Annotated in this window: 17 protein-coding genes; 2 read left to right on the forward strand and 15 right to left on the reverse strand. The window is 61.8% G+C overall.

The genetic code is table 11. The features are described from left to right. Genes OHD58_RS22770 through OHD58_RS22780 form a run of 3 tightly spaced genes read right to left on the reverse strand, consistent with a single transcriptional unit; the run spans position 1 to position 2,709 of the window. Entirely contained in the window at positions 1-711 is a 711-nt protein-coding gene (locus tag OHD58_RS22770; RefSeq protein WP_263805808.1) for an ABC transporter ATP-binding protein, read from the reverse strand. Continuing rightward, on the reverse strand, positions 704-1,504 hold the full coding sequence (locus OHD58_RS22775) for an ABC transporter ATP-binding protein (protein WP_263805810.1): 801 nt from the start codon (positions 1,502-1,504) through the stop codon (positions 704-706). Before OHD58_RS22775 ends, OHD58_RS22770 begins: the two co-directional genes overlap by 8 nt. Continuing rightward, positions 1,501-2,709 (reverse strand): ABC transporter substrate-binding protein, encoded by a 1,209-nt coding sequence (locus OHD58_RS22780; protein WP_263805811.1) that lies wholly within the window; start codon positions 2,707-2,709, stop codon positions 1,501-1,503. The genes OHD58_RS22775 and OHD58_RS22780 overlap by 4 nt, the downstream gene beginning before the upstream one ends. A 245-nt stretch (positions 2,710-2,954) precedes the next feature. On the opposite strand from OHD58_RS22780, the gene OHD58_RS22785 reads away from it, so the two are divergent. Next, positions 2,955-3,872, forward strand: coding sequence for a LysR family transcriptional regulator (locus OHD58_RS22785; RefSeq protein ID WP_263805873.1), 918 nt, complete (start codon positions 2,955-2,957; stop codon positions 3,870-3,872). 39 nt (positions 3,873-3,911) lie between these two features. On the opposite strand, the gene OHD58_RS22790 is transcribed toward OHD58_RS22785, so the two are convergent. The 3 genes from OHD58_RS22790 to OHD58_RS22800 all read right to left on the reverse strand — a co-directional run bounded on the left by OHD58_RS22790 (position 3,912) and on the right by OHD58_RS22800 (position 7,489). Then, positions 3,912-4,778 (reverse strand): EamA family transporter, encoded by an 867-nt coding sequence (locus OHD58_RS22790; protein WP_263805812.1) that lies wholly within the window; start codon positions 4,776-4,778, stop codon positions 3,912-3,914. 5 nt (positions 4,779-4,783) lie between these two features. Further along, on the reverse strand, positions 4,784-5,827 hold the full coding sequence (locus OHD58_RS22795; protein ID WP_412177277.1) for an Ldh family oxidoreductase: 1,044 nt from the start codon (positions 5,825-5,827) through the stop codon (positions 4,784-4,786). A 207-nt stretch (positions 5,828-6,034) separates the two neighbouring features. Further along, the gene (locus OHD58_RS22800; RefSeq protein WP_263805814.1) at positions 6,035-7,489 is read right to left on the reverse strand and encodes an aldehyde dehydrogenase family protein; all 1,455 of its coding nucleotides are present in this window, start codon (positions 7,487-7,489) and stop codon (positions 6,035-6,037) included. A 70-nt stretch (positions 7,490-7,559) separates the two neighbouring features. On the opposite strand from OHD58_RS22800, the gene OHD58_RS22805 reads away from it, so the two are divergent. Next, on the forward strand, positions 7,560-8,258 hold the full coding sequence (locus OHD58_RS22805; protein WP_263805816.1) for a GntR family transcriptional regulator: 699 nt from the start codon (positions 7,560-7,562) through the stop codon (positions 8,256-8,258). Here the strand turns inward: OHD58_RS22805 and kdgD are convergent. The 9 genes from kdgD to OHD58_RS22850 form a co-directional block, all read right to left on the reverse strand. Continuing rightward, positions 8,255-9,160, reverse strand: a complete 906-nt coding sequence (kdgD, locus tag OHD58_RS22810; RefSeq protein ID WP_263805817.1) for a 5-dehydro-4-deoxyglucarate dehydratase — start codon at positions 9,158-9,160, stop codon at positions 8,255-8,257. The two genes, OHD58_RS22805 and kdgD, sit on opposite strands and share 4 nt — an antisense overlap. Positions 9,161-9,164: 4 nt before the next feature. Further along, positions 9,165-9,890 carry a ribonuclease activity regulator RraA gene (locus OHD58_RS22815; RefSeq protein WP_412177278.1) on the reverse strand — a complete coding sequence of 242 codons (726 nt, stop codon included), beginning with the start codon at positions 9,888-9,890 and terminating at the stop codon, positions 9,165-9,167. Positions 9,891-9,899: 9 nt separating this feature from the next. Then, a complete protein-coding gene (araD, locus tag OHD58_RS22820) occupies positions 9,900-11,648 on the reverse strand; it encodes an L-arabinonate dehydratase (protein WP_263805819.1) in 1,749 nt (582 codons plus the stop codon). Positions 11,649-11,670: 22 nt separating this feature from the next. After that, entirely contained in the window at positions 11,671-12,612 is a 942-nt protein-coding gene (locus OHD58_RS22825) for a 2-hydroxyacid dehydrogenase (protein ID WP_263805821.1), read from the reverse strand. Beyond that, positions 12,609-14,240 (reverse strand): ABC transporter ATP-binding protein, encoded by a 1,632-nt coding sequence (locus OHD58_RS22830; RefSeq protein ID WP_263805823.1) that lies wholly within the window; start codon positions 14,238-14,240, stop codon positions 12,609-12,611. The genes OHD58_RS22825 and OHD58_RS22830 overlap by 4 nt, the downstream gene beginning before the upstream one ends. After that, complete coding sequence (locus OHD58_RS22835; protein ID WP_263805824.1) at positions 14,233-15,153, reverse strand: ABC transporter permease; 921 nt, start codon at positions 15,151-15,153, stop codon at positions 14,233-14,235. Before OHD58_RS22835 ends, OHD58_RS22830 begins: the two co-directional genes overlap by 8 nt. Before the next feature lie 3 nt (positions 15,154-15,156). After that, positions 15,157-16,071 (reverse strand): ABC transporter permease, encoded by a 915-nt coding sequence (locus OHD58_RS22840; protein ID WP_263805825.1) that lies wholly within the window; start codon positions 16,069-16,071, stop codon positions 15,157-15,159. Positions 16,072-16,131: 60 nt separating this feature from the next. Next, positions 16,132-17,646: an ABC transporter substrate-binding protein gene (locus OHD58_RS22845; RefSeq protein ID WP_263805826.1), complete on the reverse strand. Its 1,515-nt coding sequence runs from the start codon at positions 17,644-17,646 to the stop codon at positions 16,132-16,134. 219 nt (positions 17,647-17,865) lie between these two features. After that, positions 17,866-18,570, reverse strand: coding sequence for a FadR/GntR family transcriptional regulator (locus tag OHD58_RS22850; RefSeq protein WP_263805828.1), 705 nt, complete (start codon positions 18,568-18,570; stop codon positions 17,866-17,868). Positions 18,571-18,645 lie beyond the last annotated feature (75 nt).

The raw sequence follows: 18,645 nt of genomic DNA on the forward strand, positions 1-18,645 counted from the left end.
TCATACACCCAAAACATCGTGCAGCAGCGTCATGCGCTCGTTGAGTTCGCCGACCGGGAATTCGGCCATGACCTTGCCGTGCTCCATCAGATAAAAACGGTCGGCGACGCGGCTGGCGAATCGGAAGTTCTGCTCGACCAGCAGGACCGTCATGCCGCGTTTCTTCAGCGCCGCCAGAAGTTCGCCGATGCGCTGCACGATGACCGGCGCCAGCCCCTCGGTGGGCTCGTCGAGCAGCAGAACCTTGACGCCGGTGCGCAGGATGCGGGCGATCGCCAGCATCTGCTGCTCACCGCCGGAGAGTTTCGTGCCAGGACTGTTGCGCCGCTCCTTCAGATTGGGAAAGAGGTCGAAGATCTCCTCGACGCTCATGCCGCCGGGGGCCACGACGGGCGGCAGGATGAGGTTCTCGTCGACGGTCAGCGTGGCGAAGATGCCGCGCTCCTCCGGCACGAAACCGATGCCGGCATGCGCGGTGCGATGCAGAGGCAGGCGCATCAGATCCTTGCCGTCGAAGTCGATCCTGCCGGTGCGCTTGCGGATGAGACCCATGATGGCGCGCAGGGTAGTGGTCTTGCCGACGCCGTTGCGGCCAAGCAGCGTCACTGTCTCGCTCGGAAAAACGTCGAGGTCGACGCCGTGCAGCGCGTGGCTCTCACCATACCAGGCGTTGAGGCCCCGGACCGAAAGAAGCGGGGCGGCGCTATTCATGTTCCGTCCCCATGTACGCGATCCTGACGCGCTCATCGCGGCTGACCGTGTCGTAGTCGCCAGCGGCAAGGATCTCGCCGCGCTGCATGACAGTGATCCAGTCGCAGAGGTCGGCGACCACGGTGAGATTATGCTCGACCATCAGCACCGCACGGTCCTTCGCGACCGTGCGGATGATCTCGGACACCGTACCGACATCCTCGTGGCCCATGCCGGCCATTGGCTCGTCGAGCAGCAGAACCTTCGGATCAAGTGCCAGTGTGGTGGCGATCTCGAGCACGCGCTTGCGCCCGTAGGAAAGGTCGCCGGCCAGCCGGTCGCGTGCATCGTCGAGACCGACCTGGTGCAGCAGTTCCTCGGCGCGGGGCGTCAAGGCGTCGAGGGAAGAGAGCGAGCGCCAGAACTGGACGGCAAGACCGCCCGGTCGTTGCAGCGCGACGCGGACATTGTCGAGAACGGTCAGATGCGGGAAGGTCGCCGAAATTTGGAACGATCGGACAAGCCCCATGCGCGCCACCTTGGCCGGCGGCAGGCGAGTGATGTCCTGGCCGAGCAGTTCGATCGTGCCTGCGGTCGGCGTCAGGAATTTGGTCAAAAGGTTGAAGACGGTGGTCTTGCCGGCGCCGTTCGGGCCTATCAGCGCGTGGATCTTGCCGTCATGCACGTCGAGGTCGACATTGTTGACCGCGACGAAACCCGCAAAATCACGACCGAGGCCACGGGCGGATAGAACCGCCCGCGCCTCTCCTTCACTGGCGACCGGCGCCGTTGCAGCGGCCGGCGATGCCGTCACTTGGCGACCAGCGGGCAGCCGCTTTCCGCTGGCTTGATGTAGGCTTCGTCGCCCGGAATAGTGGCCAGCACCTTGTAGTAGTCCCAGGGCTGGGTGCTTTCCGACGGCTTCTTCACCTCCATCAGGTACATGTCATAGATCATACGCCCGTTCGCCCCGACCTTGCCCCCGCGGGCGAACACGTCCTCGACCGGCATTTCGTGGAGGTTCTTGGCGACCGCTTCGGTCTCGTCGGTGCCAGCCTTGTCGATCGCCTTCAGATATTGCGTGACCGCCGAATAAGTGCCCGCCTGGATCATGTTGGGCATGCGGCCGGTGCGCTCCATGAACTTCTTCGCCCATTCGCGCGACTGGTCGTCACGGTCCCAGTAGAAGCCTTCGGTCAGCGTCAGGCCCTGCGCCGCCTCGAGGCCGAGGCCATGGACTTCGGCGAGCGTGAACAGCAGCGCCGCGAGGCGTTGGCCGCCGGCGACGAGGCCGAATTCGGCCGCCTGCTTGATCGAGTTGGCCGTGTCGAGGCCAGCATTGGCGAAGCCGACGACCTTGGCACCCGACGACTGCGCCTGCAGCAGGAAGGAGGAATAGTCCGTCGTGGCGAGCGGGTGTCGCACCGCGCCGACGACCGTGCCGCCCTGCGACTTCACGAAGTTTGACGTCTGCTCCTCCAGCGAATAGCCGAAGGCATAGTCGGCGGTCAGGAAGAACCAGCTGTCACCGCCCTGCTTGACCAGCGCACCGCCGGTGCCGACTGCCAGCGCATGGGTGTCATAGGCCCAATGGAAGCCGTAGGGCGAGCACGCCTTGCCGGTGAGATCGCTGGAGGCCGCACCGGTGACGATGTCGATTTTCTTCTTCTCGGCCGAGATGCCCTGCACGGCCAGCGCCACCGACGAAGTGGTCAATTCCATGATCGAATCGACCTGCTCGGTGTCGTACCACTGGCGGGCAATGTTGGAGGCGATATCCGGTTTGTTCTGGTGGTCGGCACTGATGACTTCAATCGGCGCGCCCTGCACTGTGCCGCCGAAATCCTCGACGGCCATCTTGGCCGCCTCGAAAGACCATTTGCCACCGAAATCGGCATAGACACCCGACTGATCGTTCAGGATGCCGATTTTGACCTTGCCGTCCGAAATCTCTGCGGCGTGAACGGGGATCGCGGTAGCGGCCAGACAGGCAGCAGATAAGAGGTACGATAGCCTCACTGGTAATTTCCTCCCTTGTCGGCAACCTGCCGGGCGAAATGTCGACGGCTGCCTGCGACGGCTCGAATAGCCGACTGAACCCGATTGCTTTCAGGTAGCGGCCGCTCCTCCGCGAAACGCTTCCATAGCGCATAGTGACACGGACGCGCCGCGCACAAATATGCACACCAATAGACCGTAACATTGACGCAGGATCGAGAGAACGGTTATTTTTGTACAAGTCGCGTACAAAAATGCACAGGATGATGCGCCGCTTTACCTGGGACGACCTCCAGTTCTTCCTCGCTGTAGCGCGCAACGGCCAGTTGTCTGCCGCGGCACGCCAGTTGCGCACCAATCACGCCACCGTCTCGCGTCGGATTGACCGGCTCGAGCAGGCCTTGGCGACGCGGCTGTTCGAGCGCAACCCGCGCGGCTATATGCTTACTGCGATTGGTGAGCGGCTTGTCGAATCGGCCGAATCGATCGAGCGGGAAGCCACCAACTTCCGCTCCGAAGCGTCGAGCGGTGCCTCTCAGGTGGCTGGTGTCGTGCGCCTTAGCACGCTTGAAGGATTTGGAAATTTCTTCCTGGCTGACCGGCTCCCACGCTTCGCGCGCTCGCACGCAAACCTGGCAATCGAACTCGTGACGATCCAGCAGATCGTGTCGCTCTCGAGGCGCGAAGCGGACATGTCAATCACGCTGACTTCGCCGCGAACAGATTTCTACCACTATGAGAAGATCACCACCTACCGGCTCTTCATCTATGGCTCTCGTGCCTATCTCGAAAGCCATCCGCCGATCGAAAGGCGCGAGGATCTGCTCGCGCATCGTCTTATCGGCTACATCGAGGATATGATCTTCACCCCGGGCCTGGACTATCATCGGGAGATTATGCCCGGCCTGCGCGCCTCATATCAGAGTTCGAGCATTCACGCACAGCTTCACGCGACATTGAGTGGTATCGGCCTGTGCGTACTGCCCAATTTCATCGCATCTCCCTATCCCGACCTGGTGCCGGTGATGGCGCGCGAGGTCTTTCTCGAGCGCGATTATTGGTGCGTATGCCACCAGGATCTGGCCACTGCCCCTCGTATCCAGGCGCTTACCGATTTCATCAAGATGGAAGCAAGAAGCGCCCAGAGCGAATTCCTGGGCGATTTGGTTCTGGATAGAGGTTGATGCGCATATCCGAGTTGCGCGGACAGGGTCATAATGACCCTACAGAGGCTCGCGGCGAGCCTCGCGCAACAGCAACAGAAGCGCAACCAGGATTAGCCCGCCGCCCAGCAATGTGCCGGAATCGATAGGCTCGGCAAACAACATCATGCCAAGCATCAGCGACAATGGCAGTCGCACGAAGTCGACAACAACCAGCGACGATGCGTCTGCCAGCCGCAGCGCCTTGGTGACGGAAAGCTGCGCCAGCAAGCCGCCAATGCCCTGCAAGGCCATAAGACCGAGAGCAGGCAAACTGGGCCACGACCAGAAGGGCAGGCAGAGGGCCAACGCCGTCGGAACGATGATCACCAGATTCAGCCACACGACCCGCTTGCCTTGGTCGCGGCTGGACGAAACCTTCAGCAGGAGCATCACCGCGGAGAGGGCAACCGCCGAAGCAAGAGCCAGCACGGCGCCGATGCCCAGTGCCATCGAAGTTGGCCGCACGACGACGACCACACCGAGAAAGCCCAGCACAAGACCGACCAGCCGGGCGATCTTCGCGGGCTCCCTGAGAAGCAGGATCGAGCCGAGCACCGTGAAGATGGGCGTGGTGAATGCGATGGCTGTCGCGGTGGCAAGCGGCAATTGCGCTACAGCGAAAAAGGCTGCCGCGAGAGCGAAGAGCTTCAGCCATGCGCGCGCAATATGGTAGCCCCACAGCCCATTTCCGCTGAGGCTCCATTCGCCACCACGCAAAATCAGCATCAAGGCAAGCATGCTGAAGAGATTGCGGAAGAAAACAATCTCGAACGGATGAACCTCACCGGCGATCAGCTTGACCACGACAGCGTCGAAGACAGCGGCGACCGAGGCAACCAGCATCAGCAAAGCGCCGGTCAACATCCGCCGCTGGCTGAAACCCATCGGCACTACAGCCAGTTCACATTGAGTGCGCTCGCCCGCTTGCTGAGTTCGGCGATCACGGCGTCGTCGACGACGACGCCGTCGGCCTCGGCTCGGCGGCGAAGGTTCGCCGCGCTGTCTCCCGGAACGCGCACGCCCTTCACACCCGGCGCGGGCGGATTGTCACGGCATAGTTCAGCCGTGTGCGTGGACTGGCGAATGAACTCCTCCGGGCCTGCGAATGCCGCGGGATCGATCACCTGGATGAAGACGGATAACGTCATGGGCGACTGCTTGTCGGCGCGGCCCACTCCCGACAGTCCCTGGCTCAGAATATCCACTCCAAGCGCCAGGCCAAATCCCTTGTAGCCCTTGTCTGAGCCGCCCAGCGGCATCAGCGTGCCGCCGCGCGAGACGACCTCCTGCGGATCGTCGGTTGGCTCGCCCTTCGCGGTCAGGCCCCACTTTTCCGGGTAGCGTTTGTTCGCATCGGCCAATTGGCGGGTCATCGTCGTCGTCGTAATCGACGCGCTTACGTCAATCACGATCGGATCCGTGGCTGTCGGAAACGCGATCGCCATCGGATTGGGCGTCAGGACCGGCGTCGTTCCGCCGAATGGCGCCATCCGCGCCGCCGACGCCGTCGAGCAACTTATCTGTGCGATCAAGTTTTTGTCCGTGATGCGTTTCATGTAGGCACCGAGCGCTCCGGTGTGGTGGCTGCGCCCGATCGCGACGGTCACGACGCCATGCATCTTGACCCGTTCGCATGCCAGATCGAGGGCTTCACGCACCAGCCATGGACCAGGCAGCTTGTTGCCGTCCCAAGTGATGCAAGCGCCCCTGTCGGCGACAACCTTCACGTTGCCGGCACCGAGCATCTCGCCTGATTTCAAGGCATCGATATAGCTGGCGGCCAGCCCGGTGCCATGGGTCGTATGCCCGATCTTGTCGGCCTCGATCAGCACTTCGGCGACGACGGAGGCTTTGTCGGCCTCCATTCCGGCGGCCGTAAAGAGATCGGCAAGCGACCGATACAGAGTGGTTTCAGGTATCCGGGCCAAGTTCAACTCCGATAGTCGTTTGCGTGAAACTGGCTTCTGATGGGTCTGCTGATCCGTCGGAAGCCAGGCGGAAGGCGGCGAGGTCAGCCCACAATCGAGTCCTTGCAGGACCAACACGGCTGTGTGCTGGTCCCCCCGGTTCATCTGCGCGTGCCTCTTCAAAGATGCGCATCGGCGCGATCAGGCGGCTTGCGCCACTGCCGGTCCGCCGCCCTAACCCGCCGCTGTGTAGGCTGTTTTGACGATGGTGAAGAATTCGGCGGCATATTTGCCCTGCTCGCGTGAGCCGTAGCTCGATCCCTTGCGGCCGCCGAACGGCACGTGAAAGTCGACGCCGGCGGTCGGCACATTGACCATGACCATGCCGGCTTCCGCATTACGCTTGAAATGCGTTGCATATTTCAGTGAGGTGGTAACGATGCCGGCCGAAAGGCCGAATTCGGTATCGTTGGCGGTCGCCAGAGCCTCTTCGTAGTCTTTCACCCGAATGATGGATGCGACGGGCCCGAAGATTTCCTCCCGGCTGATGCGCATATCGTTGGTTGCCTCGGTGAAAAGCGTTGGCTGCAGGTAGAAACCTTCCGTATCCCGCTTCAGCAGTTCACCACCGGCCACCAGTCTGGCGCCTTCCTTTTTGCCGATTTCGATATAATCGGTGTCCTGTTTCAGCTGGCTTGCATTCACGACGGGCCCGATCTCGGTATCCTTGGCGAGCGCATCACCGACCCGGAGCTTTTGCGTCCGCTCCGCCAGGGCGGCCACAAATCTGTCGTGGATTGCCTCAGTGACGATCACGCGCGAGGAGGCAGTGCAGCGCTGGCCGGTCGAGAAGAATGCCGACTGTGCGACGGTCTCCACCGCAATGCCCAGATCCGCGTCATCCAGCACGACGGTGGGGTTCTTGCCACCCATCTCCAGTTGGAACTTGCGCCCGACTTCGACAGAGGCAAGCGCAACCTGCTTTCCCGTGCCGACCGAGCCGGTGAAGGTGATAGCATTGATGTCCTTGCTGTCGAGCATCTGTTGCCCGACGACAGATCCGCGGCCCATGACCAGATTGAGGACGCCCTTGGGCAGGCCGGCCCGCTGCAGGATGTCAACGACCGCCCAGGTGCAGCCAGGCACCAAGTCCGCCGGCTTGATGACGACGGTATTGCCGTAGGCCAGCGCCGGAGCGATCTTCCAACTCGGTATGGCGATCGGAAAATTCCATGGCGTGATGATGCCGACAACGCCAACCGGTTCACGGGTGATCTCGACGCCGACGCCTGGCCGCGTGCTCGGCAGTACCTCGCCCGCCAGCCGCAACACTTCGCCGGCGAAGAAATCGAAAATCTGCGCGGCGCGCGTCACCTCGCCGATTCCCTCAGCGAGTGTCTTGCCCTCTTCCCGGCTCAGCAATTCGCCAAGTTCCGTCTTGCGCTCGAGGATTTCGTCCGCCGTTTTGCGCAGGATGGCGTGGCGCTCGAGTATGCCGCTGCGCGACCAGGCCGGAAAGGCAGCCTTTGCTGCGGCAATGGCTTGTCTCGTTTCGTCGGCGGTGGCGCGAGCGTAGATGCCCACGACCTCCGCGGTATTCGACGGATTTATGTTTTCGGCCCCATCACTGCCGATCCATTCACCGCCGACAAAATTCTGGTGAAGTTTTGCTGATGTCTGAGCGACCACTATCGCCTCCTTCTATGTTCTAATATATTAGTTTTTCTAGCACGGCCTGGTGGCCGGAACAGGGAGCAATATGCTGACACGAGAAAATCTCAAGGTGGACCGCCTCGACAGGAGGCAGCCCGTCGTCGGCCAGATCGTCAGCTTGCTGCGCGCCGACATCATCTCGCTGCACCTCGAACCCGGCACCGCGCTTTCGCGCGCGGCGCTCGCCGAACGCTTCGGCGTCAGCCAGACCCCGATCCGCGAAGCCTTGCTGCAGCTCGAGCAACAAGGACTGATCGACGTGTATCCGCAGTCCGGAACTTTGGTGTCGCTCATCGACGTCGAACAGGCTCACCGATCGCAGTTCCTGCGCATCGCGCTCGAATGCGAAGTCGCCCATACGCTGGCGTCCAACCCGTCCCGTTATGATCTCCGGCCGGCAGAGGAGACCATCGAAGAAATGCGTGCCAACTGGCTCCACACCAATGACGCCCGAGCAATCCGCCCGTCTGACCAGCAGTTCCATGCCTTGCTGTTCGAGGCCGTCGGCCAGGGCGAACTCTGGGACATCGTCCAAGCCCGCAGCGGCAATGTCGATCGCATGCGCTCGATCAACATCTATCCGGGCAAGGCTGAACGCGTCATCGCCGAACATACGGCCTGGATCGCCGCAGTCAGGGCCGGCGATCCGCAGCGTGCAAGAGAAACCGTCAGAACCCATCTCAGCGATACACTCCGCGCCGTTGACCAGATGAGGGCTGCATATCCGCACTATTTCCTCGCCTAGCCCTGCCGTTTTACGAGATCGGCAAGCATCGCTTCCTCATCGGGCTTCAGATCCATCAGGGGCGTGCGCACCTTGCCTGCCGCAAAACCGCGCAATCGGACACCGGCCTTGATCGCCGACACGGCATAACCCGGCACACGGTCGCGTATATCCATGAACGGATAGAAGAAATCCTTGAGCAGCCGTTCCATCGTTGCGCGATCGCCCTTGCGCATGGCGTTGAAAAACGCAAGGGCAAGATCGGGTACGAAATTGAACACGGCGGAGGAGTAGGTGGTGACACCCGCTGCGTTGTAGGCTTCCGCGAACAGTTCATGCGTCGGCATGCCTCCGACATAGGTCAGCCGGTCGCCGAGGGTAGAGACGATCCGGCGCACCGTGTTGATGTCGCCGGTGCCATCCTTGAAGCCGATGAGGTTCGGGCACTCGTCGGCAAGCTTGGCGAGCATGTCCGCGTCGAGCCGCGAATTGGCGCGGTTGTAGAAGATGACACCCATCTTGACCGACTGACATACCGCCTTGGCATGTGCATAAACACCGGCCATCGGCGCTTCGGTGAGGTAGTGCGGCAAAAGCAGCAATCCGTCGGCGCCGGCGGCCTCCGCTTCCTTCGCCAGATCGACCGCAATGGCGGTGCCATAGCCGCAGCCCGAGAGGATCGGCACGTCGCCCGACACGGCTTTCGCAGCTTTTACGGCGTCGACGACTTCCCGTGGCCGCAGCGAAAAGAGTTCACCGGTCCCGCCAGCGGCGAACAACCCCGCCGCCGGGTAGCTTGAAAGCCACTCGATATGCGCCTTGTAGGCCTTCGGGTCGAAACGGTCCTCGCTGTCGAACGACGTGACGGGAAAGGAGAGTAGGCCGGATCCGATCCGGGTCTTGAGTTCTTGTGGGGAAAGCATTTTCTCAGCGTCCGTTTCTTGCGCGCCAGGCGGTGAAATCCGTCAGGGTTTGCGGATTGGTTGCGGGATAGAGCCCAATGATCGTCTTGCCGGCGACAACCTGCTCGGTGACGAAGTCCTCGAAGGCCGTCATCTCCACAGCCTCATCGGCGATCTCGTCGGCAATGCCGGCGGGAACGACGATGACGGCCTCGTCGTCACCGACCATCACGTCGCCAGGCCAGACGGCCACATCGCCGCAGCCGATCGGGACGTTGTGGTCGAGTGCCTGGTGCAGCGTCAGGTTGGTCGGCGCCGCCGGCCGGTTATGGTAGGCAGGCATATCCAGCGCGGCGATCTCGGGGCTGTCGCGGAACCCGCCATCGGTTACAACGCCGGCCGCGCCGCGGACCATCAGACGGGTGATCAGGATGGAGCCGGCGGATGCGGCGCGCGGGTTCTTGCGGCTGTCGATCACTAGCACCGCGCCGGGCGGGCAGGCTTCGATCGCTGTACGCTGCGGGTGCTCGGGGTTCTTGAACACCTCGATGCCGTTCAAATCCTCGCGCGCCGGGATGTAGCGCAACGTGAAGGCCGGGCCCACCATGTTGCGGCCCTTCCTGCCGACAGGATGCACGTCCTGAATCGTCTGGTTTCGCAAGCCGCGCTTGAACAACGCGGTGGATAGCGTGGCCACGCTGACGCGCGACAATTTCTCCCGCGTTCGCGGATCGAGTTCCGTGGACATCATCTACTCCGATCAGAATATATCTGGTTCGCCGGCGGTCTTGCCGAAGGTGGGGGCGAGGTAGTCGAAATCGCAGCCTTTGTCGGCCTGGCTCACATGCTTGCCGAACATCCAGCCATAACCGCGCTCGAATTTGTCCGGTGGCCGGATCCAGGCGGCACGGCGGGCGGCGATCTCCTCTTCGCTTACCAGCATGTCGATGCGCCGTTCCGGCAGGTTGATCGACACCATGTCGCCAGTTTTAAGCAGCGCCAACGGTCCGCCGATATGCGATTCCGGCGAGACGTGCAGAACACAGGCGCCATAGCTGGTGCCGCTCATGCGGGCATCTGAAATACGCAACATGTCGCGGTGGCCCTGCTGCACCAGTTTCTTCGGCATCGGCAGCATGCCCCATTCCGGCATGCCCGGCCCGCCCAGCGGGCCGGCGTTGCGCAGCAACATCACATGGTCCGGTGTCACGTCGAGGTTCTCGTCGTCGATTGCTTTTTTCATTTCAGGGTAGCTGTCGAACACAAGCGCCGGGCCTGTGTGCACGTGAAAGCGCGGATCACATGCGGCAGGCTTTATCACGGCGCCGTCGGGAGCGAGATTGCCGCGCAGGACAGCCAACGAACCCTCGTGATAGACCGGATTGTCCAGCGTTCGGATGACGTCATCGTTGTAGACGGGCGCGCCTTCGATCGCCTCGCCAAGCGTGATACCGGCGACGGTCATCGCCGACAGGTCGAGTTTGTCGCCGAGCTGGCGCATCAGGCCCAGCAAACCGCCCGCGTAGAAGAAATCCTCCATGAGATAGTCCTTGCCCGATGGCCGGATGTTGGCGATCAGCGGCGTCGTGCGGCCCAGTGCGTCGAGGTCGTCCAGCGTGAAATCGACGCGCGCGCGCTGCGCCATGGCGAGCATATGCACGACCGCGTTAGTGGAGCAGCCAGTGGCCATCGCCACCGTACCGGCGTTGCGCACGCTCGCCGGCGTCACGATTTTCTCAGGCGTCAATTCTTCCCAGACCATATCGACGATGCGGCGGCCGCATTCTGCGGACATGCGGATGTGGTTGACATCCGGCGCCGGGATCGACGACGCGCCGGGAATGGTGAGCCCCATCGAATCGGCGATCGCCGTCATCGTTGACGCCGTGCCCATGGTCATGCAGTGGCCGTAAGAGCGGGCGATGCCGGTCTCAAGGCCGAGCCATTGCGCGTCGGTGATGTTTCCTGCGCGGCGTTCGTCCCAGTATTTCCAAGCGTCCGAACCGGACCCTAGCTGCTTGCCGGCATAGTTGCCACGCAGCATCGGACCAGCCGGTAAGTAGATCATCGGCAGTCCTGCGCTGAGTCCGCCCATGATCAATGCCGGCGTGGTCTTGTCGCAGCCGCCCATCAGCACGGCGCCGTCGATGGGATGCGAGCGAAGCTGCTCCTCGACCTCCATCGCAAGCAGGTTGCGGTAGAGCATGGTCGTCGGCTTCATGAAGCTTTCCGACAACGTCACCGCAGGCATCTCGACGGGGAAGCCTCCGGCCTGCAGAACGCCTCGCTTAACATCGTCGACCCGATGCTTGAAATGCGCGTGGCACGGATTGAGGTCCGACCAGGTGTTGACAATCGCGATGATCGGCTTGCCCGCCCAGTCGGCAGGGGCGTAACCCATCTGCATGATGCGGGAGCGATGGCCAAAGCTGCGCAGATCGTCAGGGCCGAACCAGCGGGCCGAGCGCAGATCTTCCGGCTTCTTGGTCCTGGGGAGAGTGGATGGCATGATGTACTCTTGAATGATTGAATCAGGACAGGGGTGTCAGCAGCGGCTTGCCGGCGAAATGCGCGGCCAGATTGTCGACGACGAGTTGCGACATCGCGGTGCGGGTCTCGATGCTGCCGCTTGAATGATGCGGGTAGAGAACGACGTTCGGCTGATTGGAGAGCGCCGGGCTGACGTGCGGTTCATTGGCATATACATCGAGTGCAGCACCACGGATCGTGCCTTCGCGCAGTGCCTTGATCAGTGCCGGCTCGTCGACCACCGAACCGCGCGACAGATTGACCAGCCAGCTTTTGGAGCCAAGCGCTTCCAGCTCCTTCGGGCCGATCAGGTTGCGCGTCGCCTCGCCCCCCGGACAGGTCAGCGCCAATACGTCCGATGCCTTGGCCAGTTCGTTCACCGTCTCGTGGAAATCATAGTCGACGGCCTGTCGGCTGCGTCCGGTATAGGCGATGCGCATCTTCAGTGCCTCGGCCCGGCGGGCCAATTCCTTGCCGATCCGGCCGAGTCCGACGATCCCCAGCGTCTTGCCTGTCAGCGTGCTGGTGAACCCCATCATGCCGTATTTCGCCCACTCGCCGGAGCGCACATATTCATGTCCCTTTGGCATCTGGCGTAGTGCCGAAATGATCAGGCCTATACCGAGGTCGGCAACGTCATCGTTCAGTACGTCGGGCGTATTGGTCACCGGTACGCCGCGCGCCTTGCAGGCGGCGACGTCGATTGTGTCGGTACCCACCCCGGACGAAGCGACGATCTCAAGTTTGGGAAGCTGTTCCAGGAGGGCCGCCGCAAACCCTTTGCCGCCGGTGGTGACAACACCGCGAACCTTGTCAGCCACTTGGCCAAGCAGCGCGGCTTTATCCTGCACCTGGTCGTAGCGATGCAGCGCGTAGGTTCGATCCAGTACCGCCATCTGTTCGGGTAGAATGTTCTGGACGACAAGGATATCGATCTTGCTCATTGTACACTCGGCTGGACAGTTGCTTGCGCGGCACGCCACGCATCCCGGGCGTCGGGATCCGGCTCCAGGCTCGCGGCAAGCAAGGCTTGGGTATAGGGGTGGGCGGGGCGCTCGAAAATCTGCTCGACGTCGCCGGACTCGACAATGATCCCATCCTTCATCACCACGACCCGGTCGGCAAAATCGCGCACGACCGGCAGGTCATGGGCAATGAAGATGTAGGCGACTCCAAGCCTGGTACGCAGGCTGTCGAGCAGCTTGATGACCTGTGCCTGCACCGAGACGTCGAGCGCCGAAACGGCTTCGTCGCAGATGATGATGCGCGGCTCGACCGCAAGCGCCCGGGCGATCGCGATGCGCTGGCGTTGCCCACCGGAGAATTGATGCGGGTAGCGGTCTGCGTGCTCCGGCTTCAGTCCGACAAGGTCAAGCAGTTCGAGGACCCGCTCGCGCCACCTATCCTTCGGCAGAATGTCGCGATGGATGCTCCAGGCCTCCGAAATGATCTTGTAAACCGGCATGCGCGGATTGAGCGATTGCGTCGGATCCTGAAAAATCATCTGGATATCGCGGCGCAGCTTGAAGACCTCTTTCTCGTTCATCGCGAGCAGGTCGCGGCCGTTGTAGATGACTTGGCCGTTGTCGGGATCGTCAAGGCGCAGGATGGCGCGCGCGGTGGTCGATTTGCCCGATCCAGATTCGCCGACGACTGCGACCGTCTCACCTGCCTTCAGGTCGAAGGAGACATCGCGCAGAACGTGGTATTCGCCGAAATGCTTGTTCAGCTTTTCGACCTTCAGGATCGGCGCTTCCTCGCCAATCTTTCCGGTGCGGATACCGCCCTGCCCAGGCACCGCGCCGATAAGCTTCTGCGTGTAGGGATGCTTCGGTGACTTGAAGACATCACGCGTCGTACCCGCCTCCACGACCTGGCCCGAGTTCATCACGATCACGCGATCTGCCATCTCGGCCACGACACCAAGGTCGTGCGTGATCATCAGCAGGCCCATGCCGGTCTCGTCGCGCAACTGCTGCAGGAGTTTCAGAATTTGAGCCTGTACTGTCACGTCGAGCGCCGAAGTCGGCTCGTCGGCGATCAGTACGTCGGGATCATAGCCCAGGGCCATTGCAATCATCAGGCGTTGCCGTTGGCCTCCGGAGAACTGGTGCGGATAGGCTTTTGCGCGCTTCTGCGGATTATTGATGCCGACCCGCTCCATCAGTTCGACCGCGCGGCGGTTGGCTTGGTCAGCCGGCATCCCGTGCACGCGCATCGCCTCGGCAATCTGCCAGCCAACCGGATAGACCGGATTGAGATGGGCCAGCGGGTCCTGGAAGATCATAGCGATCTTGCGTCCGTTGATCTCGCGCCGCTCGGCTTCGGACATGTTCAGCAAGTCGCGGCCGCGGTAGGTGATCGCGCCCGAAGTGATATGTCCCGGCGGGCAGTCGATCAGGTTCATCACCGCCGAGGCGGACACCGACTTGCCCGAGCCGCTTTCGCCCAGGATGGCCAGTGTTTCCCCCCGGTCGAGGTGGAAGCTGACATCGCGCACGGCCTTGACGCGCCGCCCGCCGGTGTCGAATTCGACCGAGAGATTGGAGACTTGCAGCACATGGTCAGACATTTGCCGTCTCCTTGCTGCCCTCAAGGCGCCAGCGCTGGGCAGGGTCGAGCACGGTTCTCAACCAATTGGACAGAAGGTTGAGCGACATTGTTGTGAGCACGATCATCAAGCCCGGCCAGAAGGACAGCCACCAGGCCTGGGCCATGTAAGGCCGCCCTTGCGCCACCATCAGGCCCCAGGTCACTTCCGGCGGCTGGATACCAATGCCGAGGAAGGACAGGGAGCTTTCCGCCAGCATGACGAAGGCGAAATCCAGTGTCGCGATCGTCAGCAGCGTCGGCAGCACCATTGGCAGGATATGCAGGAAGGTGATGCGCCAGGTTGATGCTCCCATCACCTTCGCTGCCTGCACGAACATCCGTTCGCGGATCTCGAGCACCTCGGCGCGCGTGGTGCGCAGATAGACCGGTATTCGCGTGATGGCGAGCACCAGCACCAGATTGCCGAGCGCCGGCTTCAGCATGTAGAGCACGATCACCGCGAGCAGCAGAGACGGGAAGCTCATGATCACGTCCGCCAGCCGCATGATCACGTCGGAGACGAGTTTGCGCGAGTAGCCGGCGATCAATCCGAGCGAGCCGCCGACGATTCCGGCGGCGAGCACGGCGAAGAACGCGATTGTCATGGTGTTCTGCGCGGCGACCAGGATGCGTGCCAGGATCGGCCGGCCGAGGCTGTCCGCACCCAGGATCATCAGCCAGCCATGTTCGAACTGGAACGGCGCCAGGTTGCGCCCGCGAAAATTCACCTTGCTCGACAGGTCGGCGAACAGCGACGGTCCAAATATCGCCATTGCCACGACAAACAGCAGGAATACCGCGGCGACCGTCGCATACTTGTCGGCCCACAGCAGGCGCAGCCAGCCAGGTGGGCTGTGCGTTTCGGCTAATGTCGGAGTTTGGGTGTCGGCCACGTTCTAGTACCGGATACGCGGATCGAGCAGCGCATAAGCGAGGTCGATGAGCAGGTTCATGATGAAGATGGCGAGTGAGGTGATCATGATGGCGGCCAGCACCACGGCAAAATCTCGCTGCAGAATGGAATCGATCATCAGCTTGCCGATGCCGGGAAAGCCGAACACCGATTCGACAACGACCGCGCCGTTCAGCAGGCCGGCGGCCTGGTCGCCGGCAACGGTGATCACTGGCAGCATGGCGTTGCGCAGCGCATGCACGAAGGTGATGGCGCGCTGGCGTACACCCTTGGCGCGCGCCGTCTTCACATAGGCCGACGACAGCGCAGTGATCATTGAGCCGCGCACCACTTGCAGGATCAGGCCGAAGGGACGAATGAACAGTACCGCCACCGGCAGGATCCAGTGCCAGGGCGTGCCGGTTCCAGAGGTCGGGACCCAGCCCAGTGCAACGGCGAATAAGAAGATCGCCATCAGGGCAACCCAGAAGTCGGGTGCGCTTGCAGCGGCGAGGGAAATCACCGAAGAGATGCGATCGAAGGATTTACCGACGTTCATGGCGGCCAGCGATCCCAGGACCACCGCACCGAGCAGAACCAGGGACATGGTGATCGCCGCAAGGCACAGCGTCCACGGGAATGCCTCCAGCACGACGTCGAATGCCGGGCGCTGGCGGCGCAGCGATTCCCCGAAGTCGAAGTGCAGCAGATTCCACACGAAATCGCCGAACTGCACGATCAACGGATCGTTCAACCCCCGCGCCTCCCGGAAGGCCTCGCGCACGCTGGCCGGCGCGTCGACCGGCAGGTAGAGCGCCGCTGGATCGCCCGTCAGGCGCGAGAGGAAAAAGACAAGCACCAGCAATCCGACCAGCGAAATGATGCTGTAGAGGCTGCGCTTGAGAACGAAGCTGCCCACAATAAGGCTCCAGGTTGGCATGTCCGGACGGGAACCGGTCCCGTCCGGACACGTGTGCTTTTATTGTGCCTTGAAGCGTATCTGCGAGAGTTGCAGTTCGCTGTTGGTCGCGATTGTCGGCTTGAAGTCGAGCCGGGGTCCGACGCGCGAGAAACCCACCATGTAGAAGAGCGGGATGTCGGCTATGTATTCGTCGTTGACATGGGCGAACAGTTTTTCCCACAGCGCCGTGCGTTCGTCGCCGCTGGCTGCGGTTGCTTCCGTGATCAGCTTGTCCGTCTCCGGATCCGACATCGCCGAATGCGCACCTTCGGTATGATGTTTGACGAAGGCGGTGAAAACAGGATCACCCTTGGCATTATCGTGCTGGCACTGCACCAGATTCGGCGTGCGCGGTTCGGGATAGGGCTTGACGAAATACCGGTTCCATTCGCCGACTTCGAACATCTGCAGCGTCGCGTTGAAGCCCGCTTCGAGCAGCATTGCCTGAATGCCTTCCATAACTTCCGTCGCATTCGGGTAGATGTTGATGCGCCCGACCATCTGAATTTCGGTTTCGACAGGCACGCCATCGGCTTTTGCTTCCGCAAGAAGCTTCTTTGCCCTTTCAAGGTCGTAGGGCCAGGGTTTCAAATCCTTGTTGAAACCGATGGTCGTCGGCGGCACCTGCTGGGTCGCCGGGACCACCCCGGGCGCAAAGACGGTACCAATCATCGCATTGCGGTCGATGGCGAGATTCAGTGCCTCGCGAACCCGCCTGTCGTTCATCGGCGGTAGTGTCGCGTCGATACGCAGCGTTGAGGTTTCCGAGTTGGGATAGCTCAGGTCCGTCTCCGGATTGGTTGCGTCCTGGACGGCGATGTTCGGTGCGATATCGGCTTCGCCGGCAAGCACCATGGCTGCGGCTACCGCCGCGTCGGTGCGGAACAAATATGTCGCCTTCTCGACGACGGGTTTCTCGCCCCAGTAATCGTCGTTGCGAACAAGGGTGGCACTCTGGCCGACATCCCATGCGGCAAACTTGTAAGGGCCGGTGCCGTTCGGCGTGGTGGTGAATTTGTCGACAGGGTCTTCGCTCGGCTGGATCGGCAGGATCGAGAGAAGCAGCGGCAGGATAGGCGATCCCGGGTTGCTGGTCACTTCGACGGTCGTGTCGTCGATCGCCTTGGTGGTGAACTCGGTCGCGCCGAAATATTTCGCGCCGACCTCGCAGCCCAGCGCCGCGGTCTTGTTCCGCTTCAAGGAGAATTCGATATCGGCAGGATCGAGTGTCGAGCTATCATGGAATTTGACACCGGGGCGCAGTTTGAAACGCCAGGTCGTATCGTTCACCTGTTCCCATTCGGTCGCAAGGCGCGGCAGCAGCTTGCTGGTGCCCGGATCGAACTCCGTAAGCGTCTCCGAGACGTTCTGCAGCACCACACGACCCACGTCGGAGCGGGCGGCCATGCACGGGTCGACCACTTCGAGAACCTCGGTGAGCACCACGGTAACGTTCTTGTCCTGGGCGAAAGCCGGGCTTGCCAGCATGGTCATCGACGCGAACGCCAACAGTGTTGCGGTCGTTAGTTTCATTCGCTGTTCCTCCCTTAATGCAGCCTCCCGCTGCATGCTTGAGCGCAACCTTCAGCCATCGGCGCGCTGTGATACAGTAATATATTACTATTTCACTTGCAAGTTTTTCCTTCTGGGTGGCTGTGGATCGCCGGCAGCCGCGACAAGTACCGAACCGGTCCGGCTGTTCCACGCAGCGTAAATCCCAGTCGAGCCCGCTATTGAATCGGAGTGTGCCTGTTATGGATCGAGGGTTCGGTCGGTCAGCCGCCGTCGCGCATGGATGATGTGCTGTTCCATCGCCGCCCTTGCCCACACTGCGTCTCGCATGCGGATCGCCTCCAGGATATCGGTATGTTCGGAGACCACCTTGCGCGCGCGATCGGTCGATCCCGAGCGGGTTATTGATAGGGATATCCCCATGAAGTCGCTAAGCGCGACGCCATTGCCCTCCAGAGCGCCACGAAAGAACTCGTTTCCAGTGGCATCGAGTATTGCGAGGTGGAAGGCGCGATCGCTTTCCGGATCGAAGGTCCCATGGCCGATCTGCTGCGCAAATCGTTCGTGTGCCCGCGCAATGTCGGACAAAGCCTTCTCGGTTCTCCGGGCAGCAGCCAGTGCCGCAGCCTCACCTTCGATTGACAGCCGCAATTCCTGGTAGCGAAGGAAGCGTGATACGTCGGTCAGGTTCGTGACATCGGTCAGATTGTCGGACGGGCGGCTCAAAACATAGGTGCCGCTGCCGCGCCGCGCTTCCACCAGACCGTCGGCGTTAAGCCGCGCCAGCGCCTGGCGTACCACCGGCCGTGACACACCGAAGCGTTCGCTGAGGTCGTTCTCCCCAGGCAGGCGGCTGCCCGGGGCAAACGCGCCGCTCAGTATCTCATCGAGTATTCGTCCGTAGACCTGGTCGGCGAAGCTTGACGGCCTTGTCTCGAAAACCATCGAAATCATCTCAACGTTTGCGCCTCGCCTATCTGCCACCACTGATATCGTCGTGCCAACCAGCCAACATCATCA

Source organism: Mesorhizobium sp. ZC-5, from assembly GCF_025753855.1.
GTDB lineage: Bacteria > Pseudomonadota > Alphaproteobacteria > Rhizobiales > Rhizobiaceae > Neomesorhizobium.